This window comes from Sutcliffiella cohnii (genome assembly GCF_002250055.1).
Classification (GTDB): domain Bacteria; phylum Bacillota; class Bacilli; order Bacillales; family Bacillaceae_I; genus Sutcliffiella; species Sutcliffiella cohnii.
The window spans coordinates 1220751-1242883 of record NZ_CP018866.1; the positions used below are offsets into that span (position 1 = coordinate 1220751).

The 22133-nt window shown below is 36.5% G+C and carries 19 protein-coding genes; 17 read left to right on the forward strand and 2 right to left on the reverse strand.

Annotation, left to right across the window (positions count from 1 at the left end; genetic code table 11):
- The first annotated feature begins 65 nt into the window (after positions 1–65).
- The gene (locus BC6307_RS05875) at positions 66–608 is read left to right on the forward strand and encodes a hypothetical protein (RefSeq protein WP_174522351.1); all 543 of its coding nucleotides are present in this window, start codon (positions 66–68) and stop codon (positions 606–608) included.
- Between the two features lie 59 nt (positions 609–667).
- Here the strand turns inward: BC6307_RS05875 and BC6307_RS05880 are convergent, their stop codons facing one another.
- Positions 668–3865: a DEAD/DEAH box helicase gene (locus BC6307_RS05880; protein ID WP_066410810.1), complete on the reverse strand. Its 3198-nt coding sequence runs from the start codon at positions 3863–3865 to the stop codon at positions 668–670.
- Positions 3866–4007: 142 nt separating this feature from the next.
- Between BC6307_RS05880 and BC6307_RS05885 the strand changes: the two genes are divergently transcribed.
- From BC6307_RS05885 to BC6307_RS05920, 8 genes are all read left to right on the forward strand, one after another.
- On the forward strand, positions 4008–4484 hold the full coding sequence (locus BC6307_RS05885) for a UPF0158 family protein (protein ID WP_066410808.1): 477 nt from the start codon (positions 4008–4010) through the stop codon (positions 4482–4484).
- An 18-nt stretch (positions 4485–4502) separates the two neighbouring features.
- Positions 4503–4862 carry a hypothetical protein gene (locus BC6307_RS05890; RefSeq protein WP_066410805.1) on the forward strand — a complete coding sequence of 120 codons (360 nt, stop codon included), beginning with the start codon at positions 4503–4505 and terminating at the stop codon, positions 4860–4862.
- A 641-nt stretch (positions 4863–5503) separates the two neighbouring features.
- Entirely contained in the window at positions 5504–6067 is a 564-nt protein-coding gene (ahpC, locus tag BC6307_RS05895) for an alkyl hydroperoxide reductase subunit C (RefSeq protein WP_066410804.1), read from the forward strand.
- A gap of 12 nt (positions 6068–6079) precedes the next feature.
- The gene (ahpF, locus tag BC6307_RS05900) at positions 6080–7609 is read left to right on the forward strand and encodes an alkyl hydroperoxide reductase subunit F (protein ID WP_066410803.1); all 1530 of its coding nucleotides are present in this window, start codon (positions 6080–6082) and stop codon (positions 7607–7609) included.
- Between the two features lie 232 nt (positions 7610–7841).
- Positions 7842–8738, forward strand: a complete 897-nt coding sequence (locus BC6307_RS05905; protein WP_066410802.1) for an EamA family transporter — start codon at positions 7842–7844, stop codon at positions 8736–8738.
- A 133-nt stretch (positions 8739–8871) separates the two neighbouring features.
- Entirely contained in the window at positions 8872–9249 is a 378-nt protein-coding gene (locus BC6307_RS05910; protein ID WP_235858024.1) for a VOC family protein, read from the forward strand.
- A gap of 117 nt (positions 9250–9366) precedes the next feature.
- Positions 9367–9759: a VOC family protein gene (locus tag BC6307_RS05915; protein ID WP_066410801.1), complete on the forward strand. Its 393-nt coding sequence runs from the start codon at positions 9367–9369 to the stop codon at positions 9757–9759.
- Between the two features lie 88 nt (positions 9760–9847).
- Positions 9848–10309, forward strand: a complete 462-nt coding sequence (locus tag BC6307_RS05920) for a DinB family protein (protein WP_066410800.1) — start codon at positions 9848–9850, stop codon at positions 10307–10309.
- A 322-nt stretch (positions 10310–10631) separates the two neighbouring features.
- Here BC6307_RS05920 and BC6307_RS05925 read toward each other — a convergent pair whose 3' ends face one another.
- Complete coding sequence (locus BC6307_RS05925) at positions 10632–11747, reverse strand: SGNH/GDSL hydrolase family protein (RefSeq protein ID WP_235858023.1); 1116 nt, start codon at positions 11745–11747, stop codon at positions 10632–10634.
- 374 nt (positions 11748–12121) lie between these two features.
- On the opposite strand from BC6307_RS05925, the gene BC6307_RS05930 reads away from it, so the two are divergent.
- The 8 genes from BC6307_RS05930 (at position 12122) to BC6307_RS05965 (ending at position 22084) form a co-directional block, all read left to right on the forward strand.
- Positions 12122–15001 (forward strand): family 10 glycosylhydrolase, encoded by a 2880-nt coding sequence (locus BC6307_RS05930; RefSeq protein WP_066410797.1) that lies wholly within the window; start codon positions 12122–12124, stop codon positions 14999–15001.
- Positions 15002–15290: 289 nt separating this feature from the next.
- A complete protein-coding gene (locus tag BC6307_RS05935) occupies positions 15291–15947 on the forward strand; it encodes a YesL family protein (RefSeq protein WP_066410795.1) in 657 nt (218 codons plus the stop codon).
- A 32-nt stretch (positions 15948–15979) separates the two neighbouring features.
- The gene (locus tag BC6307_RS05940) at positions 15980–16696 is read left to right on the forward strand and encodes an N-acetylmannosamine-6-phosphate 2-epimerase (protein ID WP_066410793.1); all 717 of its coding nucleotides are present in this window, start codon (positions 15980–15982) and stop codon (positions 16694–16696) included.
- Positions 16697–16707: 11 nt separating this feature from the next.
- Positions 16708–17658, forward strand: coding sequence for an acetylxylan esterase (locus BC6307_RS05945; protein ID WP_066410791.1), 951 nt, complete (start codon positions 16708–16710; stop codon positions 17656–17658).
- Between the two features lie 21 nt (positions 17659–17679).
- Complete coding sequence (locus tag BC6307_RS05950) at positions 17680–18540, forward strand: MurR/RpiR family transcriptional regulator (RefSeq protein ID WP_066410789.1); 861 nt, start codon at positions 17680–17682, stop codon at positions 18538–18540.
- A gap of 12 nt (positions 18541–18552) precedes the next feature.
- Complete coding sequence (locus BC6307_RS05955; RefSeq protein WP_174522350.1) at positions 18553–20121, forward strand: FAD-dependent oxidoreductase; 1569 nt, start codon at positions 18553–18555, stop codon at positions 20119–20121.
- A gap of 108 nt (positions 20122–20229) precedes the next feature.
- A complete protein-coding gene (locus tag BC6307_RS05960) occupies positions 20230–21195 on the forward strand; it encodes an ABC transporter permease (protein ID WP_084380063.1) in 966 nt (321 codons plus the stop codon).
- Between the two features lie 13 nt (positions 21196–21208).
- Positions 21209–22084, forward strand: coding sequence for a carbohydrate ABC transporter permease (locus BC6307_RS05965; RefSeq protein ID WP_066410784.1), 876 nt, complete (start codon positions 21209–21211; stop codon positions 22082–22084).
- Positions 22085–22133: the final 49 nt, after the last annotated feature.

Here is a 22133-nt window from a genome sequence, read left to right on the forward strand (position 1 = left end):
CGTTAACAAACTGAAAAAAATTGCATAGGCTATTATGGAATTTTTAAGAAATGAGGTGAACGGTTTTGTATAATTATGATCGATATCGTCAAAGCTGGGCTCCAGTAGTGGAGAGACTAAGTTACAGCTTGAATGCAGAACAAATGGTATGCTCGATGACAACGCAGTTATTTCACTTTCCAGGTACACAAAATTTAAAAGGAAATGCCGAACTACATCACCACCTTGTTCCAGCATCCTATCACCGAATAACAGCCCTAGGTTGTGCGAAAAGGGTACACCGTGGGGAAACTCATCAGTCCATCATAAAAGCACTAATAGACTGTGTGAATAACGGATTGAAAGAAGATAAAGAAGTTAACAGATGGTTACAAGTGATGAAGAAAAATGCACCTGCTGGTTTAGAAAACTTCATGAACTCAATATCAACTTGGCAGGAGCAAGCGGAGCATAGTTTAGCCTACACACGAGAACTACTTCAAGAGATGGGATATGAGATTGGAGTGGATGACGGGAACCGACATATTAATAGAAACCTGCTAGCCAAATTGGTTGGCTATTTTTTTAAAAAAATAACCTACCCTAGAGTAATGTACTCAATAAGGTAGGGATTTCAAATAGTAAAAGCTGCGTAGTCGAGCTAGGATAATAATCGCTTTACAGAAAGTTAGCTTAACAATTCTAAAATCTCTTTCTCTGATAAAGATGAGAAGTTTGCCTCTCCTGGTTGAATGATGGCATCAACTAATTCTTTTTTCTTTTGTTGTAGCTTGTAGATTTTTTCTTCGATCGTTCCTTCTGTAATTAGACGGAAAACTTGCACTACTTTCTTTTGACCCATACGATGGGCGCGAGCGGCAGCTTGTTCTTCTACTGCTGGATTCCACCACAGGTCATATAATATCACCGTATCGGCACCGGTTAAATTTAATCCAGTCCCGCCAGCTTTTAAAGAAATGAGAAAAACATTTCGTTCGCCGTTATTAAAAGCATTCGCCATCTCCACTCTATCCTTTGATGGAGTTGATCCATCTAAGTAGAAAGAGTCTATTTCATTACGATCTAGCTCAGTCTTAATAATTTGTAGCATACTAGAAAATTGAGAGAATAAAAGAATTCTTTGTCCGTTTTCAATCGAATTCTGGACCATCTCCATTAACTGAGATAATTTACTAGAGTCTCCTTCATAGTTTTCTAAAAATAATGAAGGGTGACAGCAAATTTGGCGTAGTCTTGTTAACCCAGCAAGTATTTTCATCCTGCTTTTTTGAAATCCTTCATTAGAAAGGGCGTCTTTCGTTTCGCCACGAATTTTTTCTAAATAAGCTAGGTATAGCTGTTTTTGTTCCTTCGTTAACTCAGAAAGCTGAACAGATTCTATTTTCTCTGGAAGCTCATGTAATACGTCTGTTTTTAATCGACGTAAAATAAATGGCTTTGTCAACATGGCAATTTTTTCGTGATCTAACGATTGGAACTTTTTCTTTGTTGGGAAAAAGCCAGGTAAAATACAGTCAAAAATAGACCATAGCTCGTTCAATGAGTTTTCAATAGGTGTTCCACTTAAAGCAAACTTCTTAGCAGCTTGTAGCGATTTAATTGTTTTAGCTATTTTCGTCGTATCGTTTTTTATCGCTTGCGCTTCATCTAATAATAGAATGGAAAATTCTCTTGCATTCCATTCATTGCTATCTTGTCTAATTAAAGGATAGCTTGTAATATATACGTCGATATCTTTGTCGGAAGTGAATGTTTCCTTTCTTTCTGCCTTTGTGCCAGAGACGACTGCTATTTTTAAAGACGGAGCAAATCTTTCTAATTCATACTTCCAGTTATACACTAATGAGCTAGGTGTAACGACTAATGCAGGTTGACTGTCTGGGTTTTCTAATCGTTCTGCGAGTAAGTATGTAATACTTTGCAGTGTTTTACCAAGTCCCATATCATCAGCTAAAATGCCTCCAAATCCAAATGTACTTAATGTTTTCAACCATTTGTAACCAACCAGCTGATAATCCCTTAACTCCGCTTGTAAAGAGTGGGGAACAGTGATGGTGAGGCTTTCTGGATTCTTCAATTGTTGAACAAGTTGTTGAAAAGCCTCATTGTACGTTTTCTGATCCACTGTTTTTTCTGTTAATAAGCTTTCCACTTGCATTGCTCGGTAGGATGGGACCGAAAGTTTGTTATCGGATATTTTTCCAAGGTCACCTAACTTCTCATATATTTCTTCTAGTTCCGATAGACCTTCATTTAATTGGATAAAAGAGCCATTAGACAAACGGTGGTAACGTTTCTTTTCTTTAATGGATGCCATCACATGTTTTACATCATTTGGCTCAATTCCTGATAACTCAAATTCAATATCTAGCAAACTTTCATTCTCTTTAAATTGAACATCAAAAGAGAAATCAATTTTTGGCTGATAAATGATTGATTTCACTCTGTCCGTTAAATACACAGTCGCAAACTGTTCATATTTAGGTAGTGTGGAGAAAAGAAAATGGTATATGTGATCATCTTTAGAAATGAAAATGTCCTCTCCATCTGTAGCTAGCTTTGATTGATTTAAAGCTTCAATTAGTAACCTTTCTTTTTCCAAGTCTCGAACAATTTTTTGCCCATTCACTTCAATAGAATTATCTTTTATTTCAAACGGGTCAAAAATGTGTTCTCCGTAGTGTAATTCACACTTAAACAATAAATAGTCTTCTTCATAATCGAGAAAAATTTTAATTTCTAATGGGGTTTGTAATAATTGATTCGTAATAGAGTCCTCAACAACTACTTCACCAATTTTTTTTAAGCTTGGTACAACGTGTGCAAAAAATTTATCCAAGTTAGCTTTGTTTATCGGAACGAAATCATTATTATGACGATTCAACAATTGAAATAACTGATTAACAATTTGCTCCGTTTCCTTATTTAATGGGTAAAATTCGTTATCTATTACAATAAGCTTATATTCAGAAAGATAGTCATATATAGAAATTGGACGGATATCTAATGATACTTCGTCATTTACTATTTTTATAGGAAAATAAAAAGGCTTTTTCTCTTCCTCCAAAACGGTGTTCGTATATTTTTTGCCGTTATTTAGAAATTGGAAATCACAATTTTGAAGTAAGATTAATAACCGTTGTAAAAAGCTAGGTGGTATTTTTATTTCTTTATTATTAGAAGTAGAAACATAGTGGTTATTATTTTCCCTAATAAATTCTTCGCTTTTCCATATATCACATAACAAATCCATTACAGGCTGATCTTCGTTAGAAAATACATGTTTACTCGGATCATACGTAAAGAAATTTGTGAAAGAAAGCTCTTCGTTATCGTTAATGGATTGTAAAAATTCTGTTATGTCTTTTACGACATATAACCGGTCTTCCCCAACTTTAATAGATATAGAGAAATACTCACGACTCCATCGGGAAGGATGCAGTTTTAAATGAAATTGTATTTTTAAAGGAGTACTGTTCTCCTCGTTTAGTATGTTTTCATTAAATAGGGCAAGTGGTGATAACGCAGAAATCATATTTTCACTTATATTAAAATTAGTTGAAGCGTTTATTTCTTTTTGGTTAATGTGGTTCTCTTCTACTAAGTCCTCAATTTCAAATAAAGTAGCGGCAATATGTTTGCACTCTTCATATTTCTCAAAGGCTTTACAAGTGCAAGAAAAGTCACCATAAGTTGTGATGGTAACGTGATAATTTGAGCTACCAGCCACACTAGCCACCCATGAGTTTATTTCTCCTACAAATTCAAGTTTGTACACATTATTGTTATAATAATACCCGAGTCCACGGTCATAAGTAGAAGGGGAAAAAGAATCTAACAAATCATCGATAAGATTTATATTCATAACGATATTCCTTTCCAATTTTATCACTTTTACTATTGTACAATTTTGGCGATAATGGGACAAGGGGAAAGCTTTCATGCTCATACTTTTTATGTAACTAAAGGGATTTAGAGAAAATTTTTAAAAAATGGTGGTGTTTTAAATGAAAAATGCAATAAGTCTAAGAGAACTAGTAGAGGAAATGGATACTCAATCAGAGGATGATAAATCTTTTATTAATAGAGAAACTGGTAAAATTATAATAATTGAAACTAGTATTTTGAGGAGGATAGAAGAGGAAGAAATAGAAGCTGAAACGAACGTAGGTGGGGAAAGCCTCTATATAGAAGCATTAGATATAATAGAAAACGATGAAAAATACGAAGTAATCCCTTCACAATGGGACATAAATGAATACGAGATGATGGAGGATTTTATTTCGAGTATGGAAAGTCCTAAAGTTCGTGATAGGCTCTACGGTGTCATAAAAGGCAAGGGCGCTTTTAGAAGATTTAAAGATATGATAATAAAATTAGACGTGGAGCAACAATGGTATCTATATAAAGACCAAAGGCTAAAGGAAATCGCGATCAAGTTTTGTGAGATGTACGATATTAACTATATAGACGATATGAAATAAAGATGGGATGAGGGGATAATGAATCGACAACAATTGTTAACAAAAATGAAAAAAGTAATAAATACACAATGTCATAAAAATAATTATGTTTCTTTTACTGAAGTGTTATTAGGGATGGGAAAATTAGCAAACGAAGATTATGAAAGTTGGTGTACGGGAAAAGTTTATTACTTGGAAAGGCTAGTAAAGGGGAATTTAGGACAGTTAAATTATTTGCTTAAAGAATACCATAAGCATTGCTTACAATTAGGTTGGAATCCATCCATTACGATTTATAAAAAATGGGGTAAAGGCCACAAACCGACACTTCGATTTAGTAAATCAGGGTTAGACCATATAGAGAAAGCATATTCAACGCATTACGTTAAAAAAGAATGATGAACGAAAGCTTCTTGCTGATTTTAGTTATGAGTTAAAAGAAGTAGGATGGTGCATTCATTTCCAGTTTAATACATAATTCTTTGATCTTTAAATACTAACCATTGCAGTATGGAAGATTAATACTGATAAAAAGGTAAATAATAAGAATAAGGAAGAGAAAAAAACGGAAGAATGTAAAGGGTGGTATTGAATTAAAAGAATATGTTCCTGCATAATGCATGTATATGTAGGTTATACAAGAGTAGGCGTCCTTTTTAGTATAACGTATTAAGAATTGGATGAGTTTTGATGAAAAATAAATGCGCAATATCCATTTATTGGTAGGACGCGGGACCTGTCCCTCTGTCCACAATTGATAAAAGAGAAAAGTAATTGATAAAGTTTATTAGTTGAGCTGTCTTATTTTATGAAGGAAATGGAAAAAAGGAGCTATACGGGTACGAAGAAATTTAATTATGACGAATTTTAAACAATTGAAAACATTTAGGTTTAACGGTTGACAAGAAGTTATCTTTATATAACAATAGATGTTGTATTAGAATTATTATTATTAACGTCTGTTTATTATATACTAACGTTGATTAATAATTCTACAGTATATACTTAAATATTTAAAAGTATTAGGAGGAAGATTTATTATGTCATTAATAGGAAAAGAAGTACTACCATTTACAGCACAAGCGTACCACAACGGTGATTTTGTAACAGTTTCAGATGAAAACTTAAAAGGTCAATGGAGCATTTTCTGCTTCTACCCAGCTGACTTTACTTTCGTATGCCCAACTGAGCTAGAAGATCTTCAAAATCAATATGCAGAGTTAAAATCTCTTGGAGTTGAAGTATATTCTGTATCTACTGACACTCACTTTACACATAAAGCATGGCATGATCATTCAGAAACAATTAACAAAATTGAGTATGTTATGATTGGTGACCCATCTCAAAAAATCTCTCGTAACTTCGAAGTTTTAAACGAAGAAGAAGGTCTTGCAGATCGTGGAACTTTCATCATCGATCCAGACGGTGTTATTCAAACTGTTGAAATCAATGCTGGCGGTATTGGTCGTGACGCAAGTACTCTAGTTAACAAAGTTAAGGCTGCACAATATGTTCGTAACAACCCAGGTGAAGTTTGCCCAGCTAAATGGCAAGAAGGATCTGAAACTCTAACTCCAAGCCTTGATCTTGTTGGAAAGATTTAAGGAGTGTAATCCATGATGCTTGATGCAAATATAAAAGCACAATTAGCTCAATATCTACCGTTGATGGAGGGCGATGTGCTACTAAAAGTTAGCGCAGGAGATGATGAAGTTTCCCGCAACATGCTAGCTCTAGTGGATGAATTAGCTACAATGTCATCCCGCATTAAAGTGGAGAGAGCAGAACTTGAGAGAACACCAAGCTTTAGCGTAAATCGTGTAGGCGAAAACACAGGTATAACTTTTGCAGGAGTACCACTAGGACATGAATTTACTTCATTAGTTTTAGCTCTACTTCAAGTGAGTGGACGAGCTCCGAAAGTAGACCAAAAAGTGATTGATCAAGTGAAAAACATTAAGGGTGAATATCGCTTTGAATCTTACGTTAGTTTAAGTTGTCATAACTGTCCTGATGTTGTTCAAGCCCTGAACGTAATGAGCGTTTTGAACCCTAACATTTCACATACAATGATTGATGGTGCAGCTTTTAAAGCGGAAGTAGAAAGCAAAAACATTTTGGCCGTGCCAACAGTTTTCCTTAATGGAGAAGAGTTCGGTGGCGGTCGTATGTCATTAGAAGAAATTCTTGCTAAAATGGGGAACACTCCAGACGCTTCTGAGTTTGAAAATAAAGAACCATTCGATGTACTTGTTGTTGGTGGTGGACCTGCTGGAGCAAGTGCGGCTATCTATTCAGCACGTAAAGGTATTCGAACTGGTATCGTTGCAGAACGTTTTGGTGGTCAAATTATGGACACGCTAAGCATCGAAAACTTTATTAGTGTAAAAGCTACAGAAGGACCTAAACTTGCGGCTAGTCTTGAAGAACATGTAAAAGAGTACGACATAGATGTAATGAATTTACAACGTGCAAAACGTTTAGAGAAGAAAGACTTAATTGAAGTTGAACTCGAAAACGGCGCGGTTCTAAAGAGTAAAAGTGTTATCATTTCAACAGGTGCTCGCTGGCGTAATGTCGGAGTACCAGGTGAGGCTGAATTCAAGAATAAAGGTGTAGCGTATTGTCCTCACTGTGATGGTCCTTTATTTGCTGGTAAAGACGTAGCGGTTATCGGTGGTGGTAACTCTGGTGTTGAGGCAGCAATCGACCTTGCAGGAATTACGAATCACGTTACCGTTCTTGAATTTAATTCCGAGCTAAAGGCAGACTCTGTATTACAAGATCGTCTTCATTCTCTACCAAATGTTACGGTTATCACAAATGCTCAAACACAAGAAATTACGGGAACAGATAAAGTTAACGGAATTACTTACGTTGAGCGTGAAACAGGCGACGTTAAACATATTGAATTAGCAGGCGTTTTCGTTCAAATCGGTCTCGTACCTAATACAGACTGGTTAGCGGAAACGGTTGAACGCACTAGAATTGGTGAAATCGTTGTAGACAATCATGGTGCAACGAACATCCCAGGCGTATTTGCTGCAGGAGACTGTACAAATACCCCGTATAAACAAATCATTATCTCAATGGGGTCAGGAGCAAGTGCGGCACTAGGTGCATTTGACTACTTAATCCGAAACTAATGATACCTGTTTAAAGTTTTTTGAAAGTCACTTTGCTGCTATATGCGTAGCAAAGTGATTTTCTTTTTGTGGACATAGGGACAGGTTCCGTGTCCACACAGTTTTTGGAAAATGACTATTGTTTTACCAGTGTAGAAAAGTAAAACGACGTGAAGTATATAATTTTATAAATGTTATAAATGGTGGAGGAAGAATCTATCCCCCTATATTTTCATCAAGGAAGTGTTCGTAAATGAAAATCAATAAAGGTGTTTTGTTTGTTTTAATTGGTGCCGCATGTTTCGGTTTTACACCGGTTTTTGCTAAATTGGGATTCAGCTACGGCTACTCACTTGGACAAATCAATATAGTTCAAATGGTAAGTTCCTTTATTTTATTATGGTCTTTTACTCTATTAAAAGGTTCTAGTTTTAAAGGGCTTAGTATAAAGAACATACCGCAAATTATGATGACAGGGTGTTTTATCGGCTTAACTAGTATTTTTTACTATGGTTCTATGCAATATTTACCGGCCTCGTTATCTATCATTCTAATGTTTCAATTTGTTTGGATCGGTTTCCTATTAGAATGGATTTTTAGCAAAGTTAAACCTGCTCCTATTACCATTGTATCCATTATATTTATTTTAATTGGGGTATTTTTTGCTTCAAATATATTAAATGGAGAAATACAAGGACTACCTATAAAAGGATTCTTATTCGGTATTCTATCTGCATTCACTTATGCGGGATTTATTTATTTCAGTGGAAAAGTTGCTGTACAGGTTGATGCGTGGACAAGGACATCTTTAATGGCTACCGGTTCAGCGATACTAGTACTCATTGTATTTTTTAAGGACATTCCATCCATATTTCCACTTGAGGGTCACTTATTATTGACTGGAGCTGGTGTCTCGTTTTTTGGCTCCGTATTACCACCACTATTTTTTGCAGTAGGCGCACCATTAGTTGCGGGTGGAATTGCCAATATATTAACGTCTATTGAACTACCAATCGCCATCCTCTCAGCAAGCATTATCTTATCTGAAGCAATAACCCCACTCCAGTGGTTAGGCACCGCTATCATCTTAGCAGCAATCGCTTTAAACGAACTTGGCACAAACTTTTTCAAACTTCGAAGGCATTATTAAGGTGTGGACGGGGGATTGATCAGATCAATCCCGCTTCCACACTTTTTTAATATTTTTCTATTTAAATGAAGGTCTCGCCGTTTTGGTAGCTAATATAATAGAGAAGAGCATTATAGAAAGGATGGAGAAACTCATGGATAATGTAAAAAATGCTAGTCCAATTCAAAGCAAGGTAGGCGCTATATTCATACCAGTGCGCGATGTGAAAAAGGCAAAAACGTGGTATTGTAAAATGCTTGGCATACCGGAAACAGATAAAGAAGAATTAGGGCACTTATTCGTATTACCTTTAGAAGGGGTAGATGTAATTCTGGATGAAATGCCAATGTGGAGCAATAAAGAAACATTATCAGTGTACAAAGCACCAGCGTTTATGTTTAAAACGGAGAATATTAATACCTCCTATGAATATATGAAAAAAATGGGTGCAGACCTAGTTACAGAAGTGCAAAACTCCCAATGGTTTGTATGTAAAGACCTTGACGGAAATCATATAATGATATGTCAATAACAACACTTTATCAAAGTTAAGATTCTACTCCATATTATAGGTTATCGTCCTAACTGGAAATGCTATGGATTAAGTCAGTTAAAGAGAAAATTTTCGTTAAAGTAGGTGGAAATTGATATGATAACAGATAGCCCAGTCAGTCTTAATATAGGTGGAGTTTTTGTAATAGTGAAAAATATGCCTCGAGCTGTACAGTGGTATAGAGAAATTTTAGGTCTCCCGGAAGATGAAGAATTTATGAAAACGGCAACTCCTGATATGAAAACTATCTATTCTATCCCGTTAGGAAAAACTAACCTTATTTTAGACAGTATTCATCGTGACACATTAACGCCAAGTACCAATCACCTTTTTATGTTTGACACTAAAAATATTGAAGAAACGTATGAGTATATGAAACAGAAAGATGTTAGCATCCAATCAAAAGTACAAGGGGCAGAGGATGTTAAGTTTTTTGAAGTTCTGGATAGCGAAGGAAATAAAATTATGCTCTGCGAAGAAAAGAGATAGATTGATAGTTTTTAAAAAAATATCAAATTAGCCTATTTAATACCGGTCTACGGATTTCCATGCGTATCATTTAAGGAGGGACAATAAAATGAAAGACAGACAAGTAGCGCTATTCCAGTCATTAGAAACGTATCGACAATACTTGCTAGACGACCTCGAGGACGTAACCGAAGAGATGGCAGAAATTATCCCAAAAGGCTTTAGGAATAACATTCGGTGGAACATGGGGCATACATATCTAGATCAATACTTATGGGTTTTAGCGGTTACGAGAGAAAAAGATGAAAAGATGAAAACATTCAATAAATGGTTCGGGTTTGGAACCACCCCAGCAAATTTTACGGAAGAAACCCCTACGTTTTCACAGTTGAAAAAAATGCTAGAAAATCAAATAGAAGACATAAAAAAGCGCTACGCACATCGACTAGAAGAAGAGTATCCGCCGACTAGTATGGAACATTATACAACGATAGAGCAAGTGCTAGTTCGAACTGCTTTTCATGAAGGAATGCATATACAAGCGATTAATGATATAAAAAGATGTATATAAAAATGTTGATGCGGATAACTGATGAAGCTTTTAATTATGTATATGGATGGCGAACTTCAAACGTGTGCTGTTGAATAAAAGATTAAGGAATCTATAGCAGTGCAATATAAAAAACATCATGAAACAACGAAAGAAGAAGGTAGATAGAAAATTCTTAATATAAAAAAGAAAAATTTTTATATAACATAGGGAGCAGGTATTATGTTTTGCTCCCTGTATTTTAGAATAAAATAATTTATTGAAAAAAGGAAAATACAAACTCTTGTTTAATTGTATTTCGGAAATATAGAAAATAATAAATATCATGTGTTCGTGTTAACTCTTATCCTTTCGCATTGGTACTGTAATTCAAAATTTCCTTTATAATAGGCTCCATCTTATTCGCTATCAACATAAAACCATAATCATTAGGGTGTACACCATCTGCTGTGCAATCGTCCCAATACTCCCCAAGTATATCGGTTCCTTCTAAAAAAAATATATTCCCATCACCTTGTTTTTGCAGAATAGCAATGAGCTCCTTTTGGAAAGCAAGACGTTCTAGTCTGTCTACTTGTAGTTGGTTATTCAACCTTTCTTTTCCATAAGGAAACTTGGAGACTACAAGAATAGGAACATATGGGTGAACCATACGATATGTAGTAATAAACTTAGGTAATGTTTGCTTATATAGTTCTGTACTAACACAGTTCGGTTCATAATCTAACACTAAGCAAGCAGGGTTTTCTATTTCACTAATAAGCTCAGCCATTTCCGCTTCACCTTTTCCATTACCGGAAAAACCAAGGTTCATAAACTCCAGATTGATGCGCCGGCTTAATATATTTGTATAGGCAAGACCTGGTCTAGATGCACATCCTCCTTGTGTAATAGAAGTTCCGTAAAAAATAACTTTTTTCGAACTATTATATGGGAGTGGTTTTATTATACTAGCAGAATGATTGATGCCGATTTCTACTAATTCAACTCCTTGATAAAGTGGGAAGTTTAAAGTGATAGAGATAATATTATTTTCTTCCCTCTCAAAAATAGTAACCTCATATTCGTCTTGTAATAGTTCAAAAATTCCTCCATTTACAAACTGTTGATTTCCAGGTGTACCGAAATAGCAATCGAATCCACATTGACCAACAGCAGCCATATGACTCATATAAGCTCTGCCTTTCATCTTTACTCTCAGTAATAATTTCGTTGCATCTGTCTGGAAACGGATTTGGCCACCAGCTGTACAATTTGCTAAGTGATCGACTGCTTCCGGAATTTTAACGTTCGGCTGTATTGGAAGTCTTCGATAAGTTTTATCCGTTGAAAACCAAGGAAAGCCATTAATTTCATAGGGTGAGTACAATGGAGAAGTCCACATAATTCCGTCTGTCATAACATTTTCTATTTGTAAATTTTTGTCTAGTTTAGTTAAGCTACCGTTTTGTTCTTTCAAAATCAACCCTCCAAAAAATATTATCGCTCTTTAAGTTACATTCTATATTTCGGTGAAAAACCCTTTTAAAGAGTCGAATTCTTATATGGCAATTTCGTTTCCAATTGAAAGGGTAGTAGTACTTTGGTCACTAGTAGGCAAGTCTTTTTACCTATAATTTTCGTAATTTTCGTAATTTTATTTACAAATAAAGAATAGGCTGTATAAAATGAAAGTGTATTCCAGTATTTTGTACAAAAATGGAGGATGATTCCACCTAAAGTTTCCTGTTCAGTGAATACATAACTAAAAGGATGAAGGGGGGATATAGAGCAAGTACTTTGAACAAATTTGAAAGCGCTTTATTTTAAAATGATATGAGGGTGGGAAATTAAATGAAATTTCGTCAGTTGATTAGTTTACTAGTTTCTGTATTTCTAGTTTTATCTTTACTCCCTGTTACTACGATGTCTAACTTTGAAGACGATTTAATTGAAGTGGAGGCAGCTCCAGAAGATGTCAGTATAGGAACAAAAGGTCCAACAAAAGAAATTAATTATATAGATTCGAGCATTGAAGGAAAAGCAGATTTTATTTCACTGTTTACGACAGAGTTTGCACCTGAAGTTTTAGTAAAACGTCTTTGGGTGGCTGTGCAAGTAAATAGTAGAAATGAAGTCGTTCGAGTAGTTAGTCCATCAATAAATGGTGGCGTGCCAGTTTGGGAAGAGGAGCAAATGTTATCTATCCCTGACGGAGGATATGTTTTACTAGCTCACGACGATTCATGGGCATCGAAAGATTTTCGTAAGTTTCTAGCAACGAATTTTAAAGTTGGAGACGTAATTAAGTTAAGAAAAAATGGCGAAGTAATTCCAGTAACTGCTTTAATGAAAGGTGATGGATTGCAAGCGGGTGTTATTTTAGCGAATGAGCTTATGTACACAGTAACGGAGCAAACAACACAGTTAGTAGGTTCCATTCGTAACTTCGAGGAAGGAGAACAATATCGTCTGGAGGTAAATGGAGAAGAAATTTCGATATCAGAAGATGGTTCCTTCCGCTACGATTATTCCTTATCGAAAGGAACGAACTATATTGATGTTGCGATTTTTAAAAATGGCAACGAACATGACGTACAATCCTTAATCGTTTATTACAAAGAAGAGACAATGGAAGAGAAGGAAGTGTTCCTTTGGGTAGAGCAAGGACCAAATGCGAGGAGATTCCAAACGTCAGAGAGCATTTATAACATGCTAGTGGAAGCAAAAGATGCTGGAGTTACAGCGATTGCATTGGATGTTAAAGGAGTAGAAGGATTCGCTTCTTATAAGAAAAGTGATTTAACTAACCGTCCGTATGTTAGTGAAATGACGGCAGAATCTCGTGCTGGTTCAAACCCTGACTTAGACTTATTAGCAGAATTTATTAAACATAGTCACAGTTTAGGATTAACTGTTCATGCAGCTATGAACGTATTCGCAGAAGGGTCTATCGCTCATAACGAGTTTGGTGTATTAAATGAACATCTCGATTGGGAAGAACAAATTTATCGTCATGAAGATGGAGGAGAAATAAAAAGATTACGAGATAGTCATTACGGGAAAAACGGAGCGCTCGTTGCTTTCGTAAACCCAGCGAATCCAGAAGTTCGAGACTATCAATTGAAATCTTTTGAAGAAGTGATAAAGAACTATGACGTGGATGGTGTTTTACTAGACCGCGGAAGATATGATAATTATTTCGCTGATTTCAGTGATATTTCACGCCAACAGTTTGAACAGTTTTTAGCGGAGCGAGGAAAGCAGTTAAACAACTGGCCACAAGATATTTTCACGTATGAAGGTAATACGAGAGTGGATGGTCCGTTAATTAACGAATGGTATACGTACCGTTCTAGTGTGATCAAAAGTTTTACAGAAGAAGTGCGCGACTTAGTAGATGAATATAATGTGCGAGAAAATAGAGATGTTCAGCTTTCAGCCTATGTTGGTTCTTGGTATGAGTCTTACTATTTAAACGGAGTGAACTGGGCTAGTCCAAACTTCGTCTATAATGAAAGATTAGAGTTCCCGCAAGACAGTATTTATACAGATGAGTATTACGAAACAGGTTATACAGATAATTTAGACTTCTTAATGATTGGTACGTACCAACGTACAGCGAATGAAGTGAAAAAATACATTACACTTGGAAACATTATGACGAATGGGGAGATTCCTCTTTATGCGGGTATGGCGTTAGTGAATGTTCAAGACCCACCCGTTCAACGTGAAGTGTTCCAGGCTGGCTTGCAAAATACGAATGGGCTCATGCTTTTTGATTACTCACAAGCAAATTTCCCTGTGATCAAAGCATCGATTAACGATGTCGAGTATGTGAAAGATTACTATCTTGGGATAAGTGATCCACGCAATAGCGAGGCTGTTATTGAAGGAGATTTCTTTAACGTTAACCGTAATGACAACAATTTGAACATTTATTCGGAAGCATTTGGTCCTTCCACAGGTACGAATATTTGGGGTGTTGAAGCGGTTGTCGATGCGACAGGTAAAGTGGTGAAAATGGTGAACCAACAACAGGCGAAAAATTGGAGTTGGGTAAATGTACAAGATAATAACAGTATCATTCCAGAAGGTGGATTTGTCATTTCCGCACTTGATGGATCAGGTATTAGAACGAAAAGACAGTTAGTAGCCAATGCTTATCATGTTGGTGACGAGGTTAGAGCAGCTATATTAAATGGCTTGTTAAACTATGACGGTAAAGAAGTGAGAAGTAAACAACTAGATTTCAATGGAAAAGTTCAAATCGTTGGTCCAGGTAATGCAGAAGTATGGATCAATGGAGAAAAGGCAGTGCTTGCATCGAATGGCGACTTTACAGCAACCATCTCACTAGAGGATGGAGCGAATGAGGTAGAAATAATCGTTCTTGTTGATGGTTGGAAAACACATCATAAATCCGTAACCGTTACTCGTGTTAATGTAACTGAAGTGATAGAGACAGCGAAAGAATTAGTGGAACAATATGTTGTTCATCCAAAAGGAATCCAAACAGCATTAGTGCAACATTTATCGAGAGCCCAAAAACATTTCGAACAGAGCGAACGGTTCTATGCAGAAGGTAAAGTGAGGCAGGCCGAAAAAGCGAATGACAACGCTATAAAAGCATTGGAACAGTTTGTAAAAATGTTAGAGCAACATGCAGGTAAACATATTAATGAAGAGCATGTGGAAGAAATTCTTCAATTGTTTGAAGGTTACTTTAGCTAAAGATTTAGTTCAACTAGCAACTGTAAATATATACATGGAATAGTGCATCCGTCTAAGGATTGTCATGTCCTTCCGTTATTTTAAATAAAAGGTCGAGGTTTTTTCTAATCCCCTCGACCTTTTAAAAATTCTGAATTTTTATTTAAGAAAGCCTTTACAAAAGTGAAAGGCGCCTATATTATGGAGATATACTCCAAAAAAAATTCCATCTAAGGAGGAATTATCCACCATAATTTGCTGGTGAATTGGAGCGAGTCCGAAACACAACGAGGAGGCAGTCATAACTACAATGGATAATCAATATATGGATGGCTTTTATAAGTTTTCACTCATGTTTGTGAGATTAGCATATTTAAATATTTTATGGCTATTTTTTATTCTTTTAGGTTTAGGAATATTGGGTCTTTTCCCATCTACGGTTGCTATGTTCACTGTCACGAGGCAATGGGTGAAAGGGAATAGAGACATTCCTGTTTTCCAAACGTTTTGGTTAACGTATAAGAAAGAATTTATGAAATCTAATTTACTAGGTATTAGTTATGGTTTTATAGGCTTGATCTTATATGTAGACATATTGTATTTTTCATCCCCATCAAGTGCAGTCATGTTAGTGCTTTATTACTTCTTCTGGGTTGTCACATTTATTTATCTTCTATTAGGTGTATTTTTATTTCCAGTTTATGTACATTATCAAACGAAATGGTGGAACTACTTTAAAAGTACGATTCTCCTCATGTTTATGAATCCACTAGTAGTGGTGGCATTTATTCTCATCATCGCAAGTTCTGTCATCATTTTACGAGCGTTACCAGGGTTGATTCCTGTTTTTGCAGGTAGTGTAACGGCTTACGCTTTAATGATGATTAGCTATAAAGCGTTCAATAGAGTGGAAGCGTTTACTAAGGTAAGGAACGACGAAGATAAAAAGGATACGTTAACGGTTTAAGTCATTGTGCAAAAGGGAGTTGGGAGACAAATATGAGAAAAAGAGAAATATTAGAGAGAATATATGGGCAACTCATCGTATCTTGCCAAGCCTTACCGGATGAGCCCTTATTCGGTTCGGAGCATATGGCAAAAATGGCTTTAGCCGCTAAAGTTGGAGGAGCTGCAGCAATCCGAGCTAATAGTGTAGTAGATATTGTCGCCATTAAAGAAGCGACAGGTTTACCGATCATTGGCTTAATTAAGCAAGATTATAGTAATAGTCCGGTGTACATTACCCCAACGAAAACAGAAATTAGCGCGTTAATCGATGCAAACGTGGATGTAATTGCATTAGATGCAACGATACAAGAACGACCTAACAAGGAAAGTTTAGAAGAGTTAGTAGCTTACATACGCAACAAAAGTGATTGTCTCATTATGGGAGATATATCTACTTTTGAGGAGGGGATAGCGGCAGAGAAAGCGGGCGTAGATATGTTATCTACGACTCTATCAAGCTATACTCCATATACGAAAGATAGAATGATTCCGGATCTTCCGTTATTAGAGGAATTAGCTAAAAAAGCAACCATTCCAGTAATAGCAGAAGGTAATATTAGTACACCGGAAGAAGCCGCGAAGGCGTTAGAGCTAGGTGCTTTTGCTGTCGTGGTAGGGTCAGCAATTACTCGCCCGCAAATTATTACGAAGCAGTTTTATGTGGCGGTGAGAGATACAGCTGAAAAATTACTTCAAGCAAAGCAATAGGGGGACCTTTTATGTTGAGACATATTCAAGATACGATTCAACAGTTACAGGCTTATCGTCCAGAGTTAACAAAAATGCCGGATCACGATGCATTTTGGAGTCAAACGTTACAGGAAGCAAAAGAAAGGCCATTAAATGAGCAACTTATAGAAATGGATTACCCAATTAAGCAAATTACAGCCTATGAATTAACGTATCACGGATTTGATGAGACACCGATTCAAGCCTATTACATTTTGCCGAAAAAAATAGAAGGGAAATTACCTTGCTTAATTTTTTTCCACGGATATGCAGGTCATAAAAATTCTGTTTCTCATTATATGAAGTGGTTAATTCAAGGATATGCAGTCATTGCTGTTGATGTGAGAGGCCAAGGGAAAACAGGAGACTATTCGAAGTACAGCTCAGATGAAATGGGAACTTGGGTAACGAAAGGCATTTTAATTAAAGAAGAATATTACTACCGAAAAGTTTATGTAGACGGTGTTCGCGCCATTGATTTTGCTTGTTCTAGAGAAGAAATAGATAAAGATAGAATTGCCATCATCGGTGCTAGTATGGGTGGGGGCATCGCTCTAGCTGTTTCTAGTTTAGATAATCGTCCTAAATTAACCGTTGCTGATGTGCCGAACATGTGTGATGTTGGACTCGCAATGAAGCAAAAGTTTGAAGGCAGTTTGACAGTAGTAGAGAAGTTTTTACACCGTCATCCAGAATATATAGAGCCAGTTTATACGACGTTAACGTACTTTGATAACTTAAATAACTGCGAAAACATTACTAGTAAGACAAGAATCTCAGTTGGGTTAAAAGACCTTGTATGTCCGCCGATGCCTATTTACGGAGTATATAACAGAATAAAAGCAGAGAAATCAATTGAAGTATTTCCGTTTTCTGGTCATGATATGGCAATTATTGACCATATGGACAAAACGATTCAATTTGTAAACGACAACTTATAAATTTCGAAGGATGATTACGACATGAGTAGAGTGAATTACCAAGTAAGCCCAGATGTGATGATTACAAGTATTTATCAATCATTAACAAAATCAGAACAAAAAGTAGCAGATGTTGTCCAAAATCAATTAAAAGAAGCTGTCTACTGGTCTGTTTCCGATTTGGCAGAACATGCAGAAGTTGGGGAAACGACCGTCATAAGATTTTGTAGGAAGTTGGGCTATAAAGGCTACCAAGATTTTAAACTAGCCGTTGCGCAACATGGGACAGAAACGAATAAACAAGAGTATGGAGAAGTTCATGAGTCTGATAGTGTTTTCGTTCTTTCTCAAAAAGTAACAGCAGAGAACAGTCAAACGTTACAAAATACGTTAAGTCTAGTAAATCCACTTGTGATGGAAGAGGCCGCTCAACAAATTATTCGAGCAAATAAGTTATATACGTTTGGGGTTGGGGCTTCTGGTGTCATTGCGCAATTAACTCAGTATAGCTTTATGCGATTAGGTTTTCATGCAGAAACTGCCTCCGATTCGCATGTTATTGCAATGAATTGTGCATTAGCGAAACCGGGAGATGTTGTTATCGGAATATCTACATCCGGAAGCACGAAAGATCTTGTTGATGCAATAGAAATAGCGAAAGCAAATGGTGCTTACATTATATGTATTACGAATCATATTAAATCACCAATTACTAAGTTCGGTGATGTCGTGTTGTTAACGTCAGCGAAAGAGAGTCCACTACACGGTGGGGCGTTCTCCTCTCTTATTTCTCAAATGCACGTATTAGATATGATAACGAGATATATTGAGCTACAAAGAAAAGAAAAGTCGAGGGAAGCATTACAAAAAACAGCGCAAGCCGTTTCCGACAAATTATATTAGGGGGCTTAGCAAATGATAAAAGAAATGGTTGCAGATGTTGTCATTGTTGGAGGAAGCACGGGTGGGTGTGCTGCAGCCCTAGCTGCTGCAAAAACTGGTTACAAAGTAATTATGACGGAAGAAACGAAATGGATTGGTGGTCAATTAACGAACCAAGCAGTACCGCCTGATGAGCATCGTTGGATCGAACAATTCGGTTGTACGAGAAGCTATCGCAAGTTTAGAAATGATGTTAGGTCATATTATGGTAAACACTTCCCACTAAGTGAGCTAGGAAAAGAGAAGCCATTTTTTAATCCTGGTAGTGCGAACGTTAGTAGAATATCTCACGAACCTCGTGCAGCACTTGCTGTATTGAATGATATGTTAGCTCCTTACGTGCATAGTGGAAAAGTAATTATTTTAACGGAAACGAAAATTAAAGCTGCCGAAACAGATAAAGATGATGTTACAGCGGTAGAAGTTGAACAAGTATATACGAAACAAAGTTATGTATTAAGAGCACCATACTTTTTAGATGGCACCGATTGTGGAGATGTTCTACCACTAGCTGGTGTAGAGTATGTAACAGGTGCAGAGTCCCAAAAGGATACAGGTGAACCGCATGCGCTAGTTGGGGATGCGAATCCGATGGAAATGCAGGCAATTACTCATTGCTTTGCGATTGATTACATCGAAGGAGAAAATCATACGATTGAGAAACCTCGAGACTATCAATTTTGGAAAGACTACCAAGCTCCATTTTGGCCAAATACACAGCTAGACTGGACGGGGGTAAACCCAGTAACGTTACAGCCAATTACATACAGTTTATTTAGAGAAAAAGATAAGTTCTCTTTATGGGAATATCGTAGATTAATAGATAAAGCAAATTTCAAAGAAGGTTTATATGACAGTGATATATCCCTTATAAATTGGCCACAAAATGACTATTGGTTAGGGCCTGTAATTGATGTTAGTAAAGAAGAGAAGCAAAAGCATTTAGAAGGTGCAAAACAACTAAGTCTTTCCTTATTATATTGGATGCAAACAGAGGCACCGAGATTAGATGGTAAACAAGGATATCCTGGTTTACGGTTACGCCCAGATGTAGTTGGAACAGATGACGGTTTAGCGATGTTCCCGTATATTCGCGAGTCTAGAAGAATTAAAGCAGAGTTTACGGTTGTGGAACAGCATATAAGTGCAGCGTTAAGAGAAACAGCGGAAGTATTTCATGATTCCGTTGGTATTGGATCATACCGAATTGACTTGCATCCAAGTACGGGAGGAAATTCATTTATCGATATTTCTAGCTTGCCATTCCAAATTCCGTTAGGAAGCCTGATCCCGGTAAGAGTCAATAACTTACTACCAGCTTCTAAAAACTTAGGAGTTACTCATATAACAAATGGATGTTATCGCTTACATCCAGTCGAATGGAACATCGGAGAAGTAAGTGGTTACTTAGTTGCCTATTGCTTAAAACATAAGTTAACTCCACGTCAAGTTAGAAACGACCAAACAATACTAGAGGATTTCCAAAGACACCTTGTAAAAGAAGGTATAGAACTAGCTTGGCCAACCGTCCACGCAGTATAAAATCAGGTGGGGATGAAAATAGTGGATTGAGTTAGGAACGAGTCACTATTGCTTAGAACAATGAGTGAAACGTACTGATGGAGACAAATAGAGGAGGTGGAATTCATAATGCAAAATGGAACTACAATCGAAGCAAACAAACCAAAACTAGACATAAAAACAGACATCAAACCAAAGAAAAAAAGCGCACTCCTAAAATACTGGGACCTATATTTACTAATGATTCCAGGAATCCTATTCTTCCTCATCTACAAATACGTACCAATGTGGGGAATCGTCATCGCATTCCAAGATTACAGTGTATTTGCCGGAGTAGCAGGCAGCGAATGGGTAGGATTTAAACACTTTGCTCGAATGTTTCAAGCAGATGAATTTTACAGTATCTTTAGCAACACATTGCTAATCAGTTTATATAAGTTATTCTGGGGATTCCCTGCCCCAATTATCGTTGCGTTGATGTTGAACGAGATTCGCCACATGTTATATAAACGATCCGTTCAAACAATCATTTATATGCCACACTTTCTTTCCTGGGTAATTGTTGGTGGGATTATGATTAACTTACTTAACCCTTCGACAGGGATCGTAAACACGTTCATACAGTTTCTAGGGTTTGAACCAATTTACTTCATTGCAGATGATAGTTGGTTCCGAACAGTACTAGTAGCTAGTGATTTATGGAAAAGTGTTGGTTGGGGAACAATTCTTTATTTAGCAGCTCTAGCAGGAATTGATCCACAGTTATATGAAGCAGCCAAAGTAGACGGAGCGAATAAATGGCAACAAACGTGGCATATTACGTTGCCAAGCTTATTACCTACGATTGTTATTTTATTCATTCTTCAAATGGGTAATATTTTAGAAGTTGGATTTGAACAAGTCTTTATTTTATTAAATCCACTCGTATATAACGTTGGTGATGTCTTTGAAACGTATGTCTATCGTGTCGGTGTTACACAAGGACAGTTCAGTTATACGACTGCTGTTGGATTATTCAAATCAGTCATCGCGCTAATTATGGTTGTCCTTGCGAATAAAATTGCCAAAAAATTAGGACAAAACGGACTATGGTAAGGGGGTGTTGCCAATGGCGATAAAGCAAAGTAAAGGAGAAAGAGCTTTTACTATATTTAACTATTTGTTTCTTGGTGCCTTTGCACTCATTTGTTTGTTTCCTTTTGTCCATGTTATTGCTCAATCATTAAGTAGTCAACGTGCAATTGTCTCAGGTGAAGTGTTATTTTTACCAATAGAAACAACCTTTCTTGCGTATAAAGAAGTGCTAATGGATCAACACTTTCTAAAAGCGTTTTCCATTAGTGTATTGAGAACAGTCGTTGGAACGTTCGTGAATGTTTTCTTTACATGTTTAATGGCTTATCCGTTATCAAAAACATACATTAAAGGCCGTGGGCTCATTCTATTTATGGTCGTGTTTACGATGTTATTTAGTGGAGGAATGATTCCTACGTATTTAGTAGTTAGAGAGACAGGTTTGTTAAACTCATTTTGGGCTTACATTATCCCAACAATGATTTCCGCCTTTAACTTAATTATTGTGAAAAACTTCTTCCAAAGCATTCCGGCAGAATTAGAGGAATCTGCCAAAATGGATGGGGCGTCAAACATAGGGATATTGTTTAAAATCGTTATTCCGTTATCGATGCCAGTTATTGCGACAATCGGATTATTCCACGCCGTATTCCATTGGAATTCATTCTTTGACGCAGTGCTCTACATTAATGACCGTAGCTTGTATCCGTTACAAGTTTATTTAAGAGAATTAATTCAATTTGACCAGTCTGAAATTAATTTAAGGGATAACTTTGAACAACAGCTTTTAGCGAATGAATCATTAAAAGCAGCAGCGCTTATCTCTAGTACGCTACCAATCTTAATCGTTTATCCATTTCTGCAAAAATACTTTGTTAAAGGTGTTATGTTGGGATCGGTTAAAGGTTAACTTTCACCAAAATGTAGAAAAATTAAGGGGGTGGATGGGATGGTGCCAA

Bases quoted from the DNA above. Each gene is read 5' to 3' on its own strand.
- BC6307_RS05880 (WP_066410810.1), bottom strand. From the start codon at position 3,865: ATGAATATAAATCTTATCGATGATTTGTTAGATTCTTTTTCCCCTTCT.
- BC6307_RS05885 (WP_066410808.1), top strand. From the start codon at position 4,008: ATGAAAAATGCAATAAGTCTAAGAGAACTAGTAGAGGAAATGGATACT.
- BC6307_RS05890 (WP_066410805.1), top strand. From the start codon at position 4,503: ATGAATCGACAACAATTGTTAACAAAAATGAAAAAAGTAATAAATACA.
- ahpC (WP_066410804.1), top strand. From the start codon at position 5,504: ATGTCATTAATAGGAAAAGAAGTACTACCATTTACAGCACAAGCGTAC.
- ahpF (WP_066410803.1), top strand. From the start codon at position 6,080: ATGATGCTTGATGCAAATATAAAAGCACAATTAGCTCAATATCTACCG.
- BC6307_RS05905 (WP_066410802.1), top strand. From the start codon at position 7,842: ATGAAAATCAATAAAGGTGTTTTGTTTGTTTTAATTGGTGCCGCATGT.
- BC6307_RS05910 (WP_235858024.1), top strand. From the start codon at position 8,872: ATGGATAATGTAAAAAATGCTAGTCCAATTCAAAGCAAGGTAGGCGCT.
- BC6307_RS05915 (WP_066410801.1), top strand. From the start codon at position 9,367: ATGATAACAGATAGCCCAGTCAGTCTTAATATAGGTGGAGTTTTTGTA.
- BC6307_RS05920 (WP_066410800.1), top strand. From the start codon at position 9,848: ATGAAAGACAGACAAGTAGCGCTATTCCAGTCATTAGAAACGTATCGA.
- BC6307_RS05930 (WP_066410797.1), top strand. From the start codon at position 12,122: ATGAAATTTCGTCAGTTGATTAGTTTACTAGTTTCTGTATTTCTAGTT.
- BC6307_RS05935 (WP_066410795.1), top strand. From the start codon at position 15,291: ATGGATAATCAATATATGGATGGCTTTTATAAGTTTTCACTCATGTTT.
- BC6307_RS05940 (WP_066410793.1), top strand. From the start codon at position 15,980: ATGAGAAAAAGAGAAATATTAGAGAGAATATATGGGCAACTCATCGTA.
- BC6307_RS05945 (WP_066410791.1), top strand. From the start codon at position 16,708: ATGTTGAGACATATTCAAGATACGATTCAACAGTTACAGGCTTATCGT.
- BC6307_RS05950 (WP_066410789.1), top strand. From the start codon at position 17,680: ATGAGTAGAGTGAATTACCAAGTAAGCCCAGATGTGATGATTACAAGT.
- BC6307_RS05955 (WP_174522350.1), top strand. From the start codon at position 18,553: ATGATAAAAGAAATGGTTGCAGATGTTGTCATTGTTGGAGGAAGCACG.
- BC6307_RS05960 (WP_084380063.1), top strand. From the start codon at position 20,230: ATGCAAAATGGAACTACAATCGAAGCAAACAAACCAAAACTAGACATA.
- BC6307_RS05965 (WP_066410784.1), top strand. From the start codon at position 21,209: ATGGCGATAAAGCAAAGTAAAGGAGAAAGAGCTTTTACTATATTTAAC.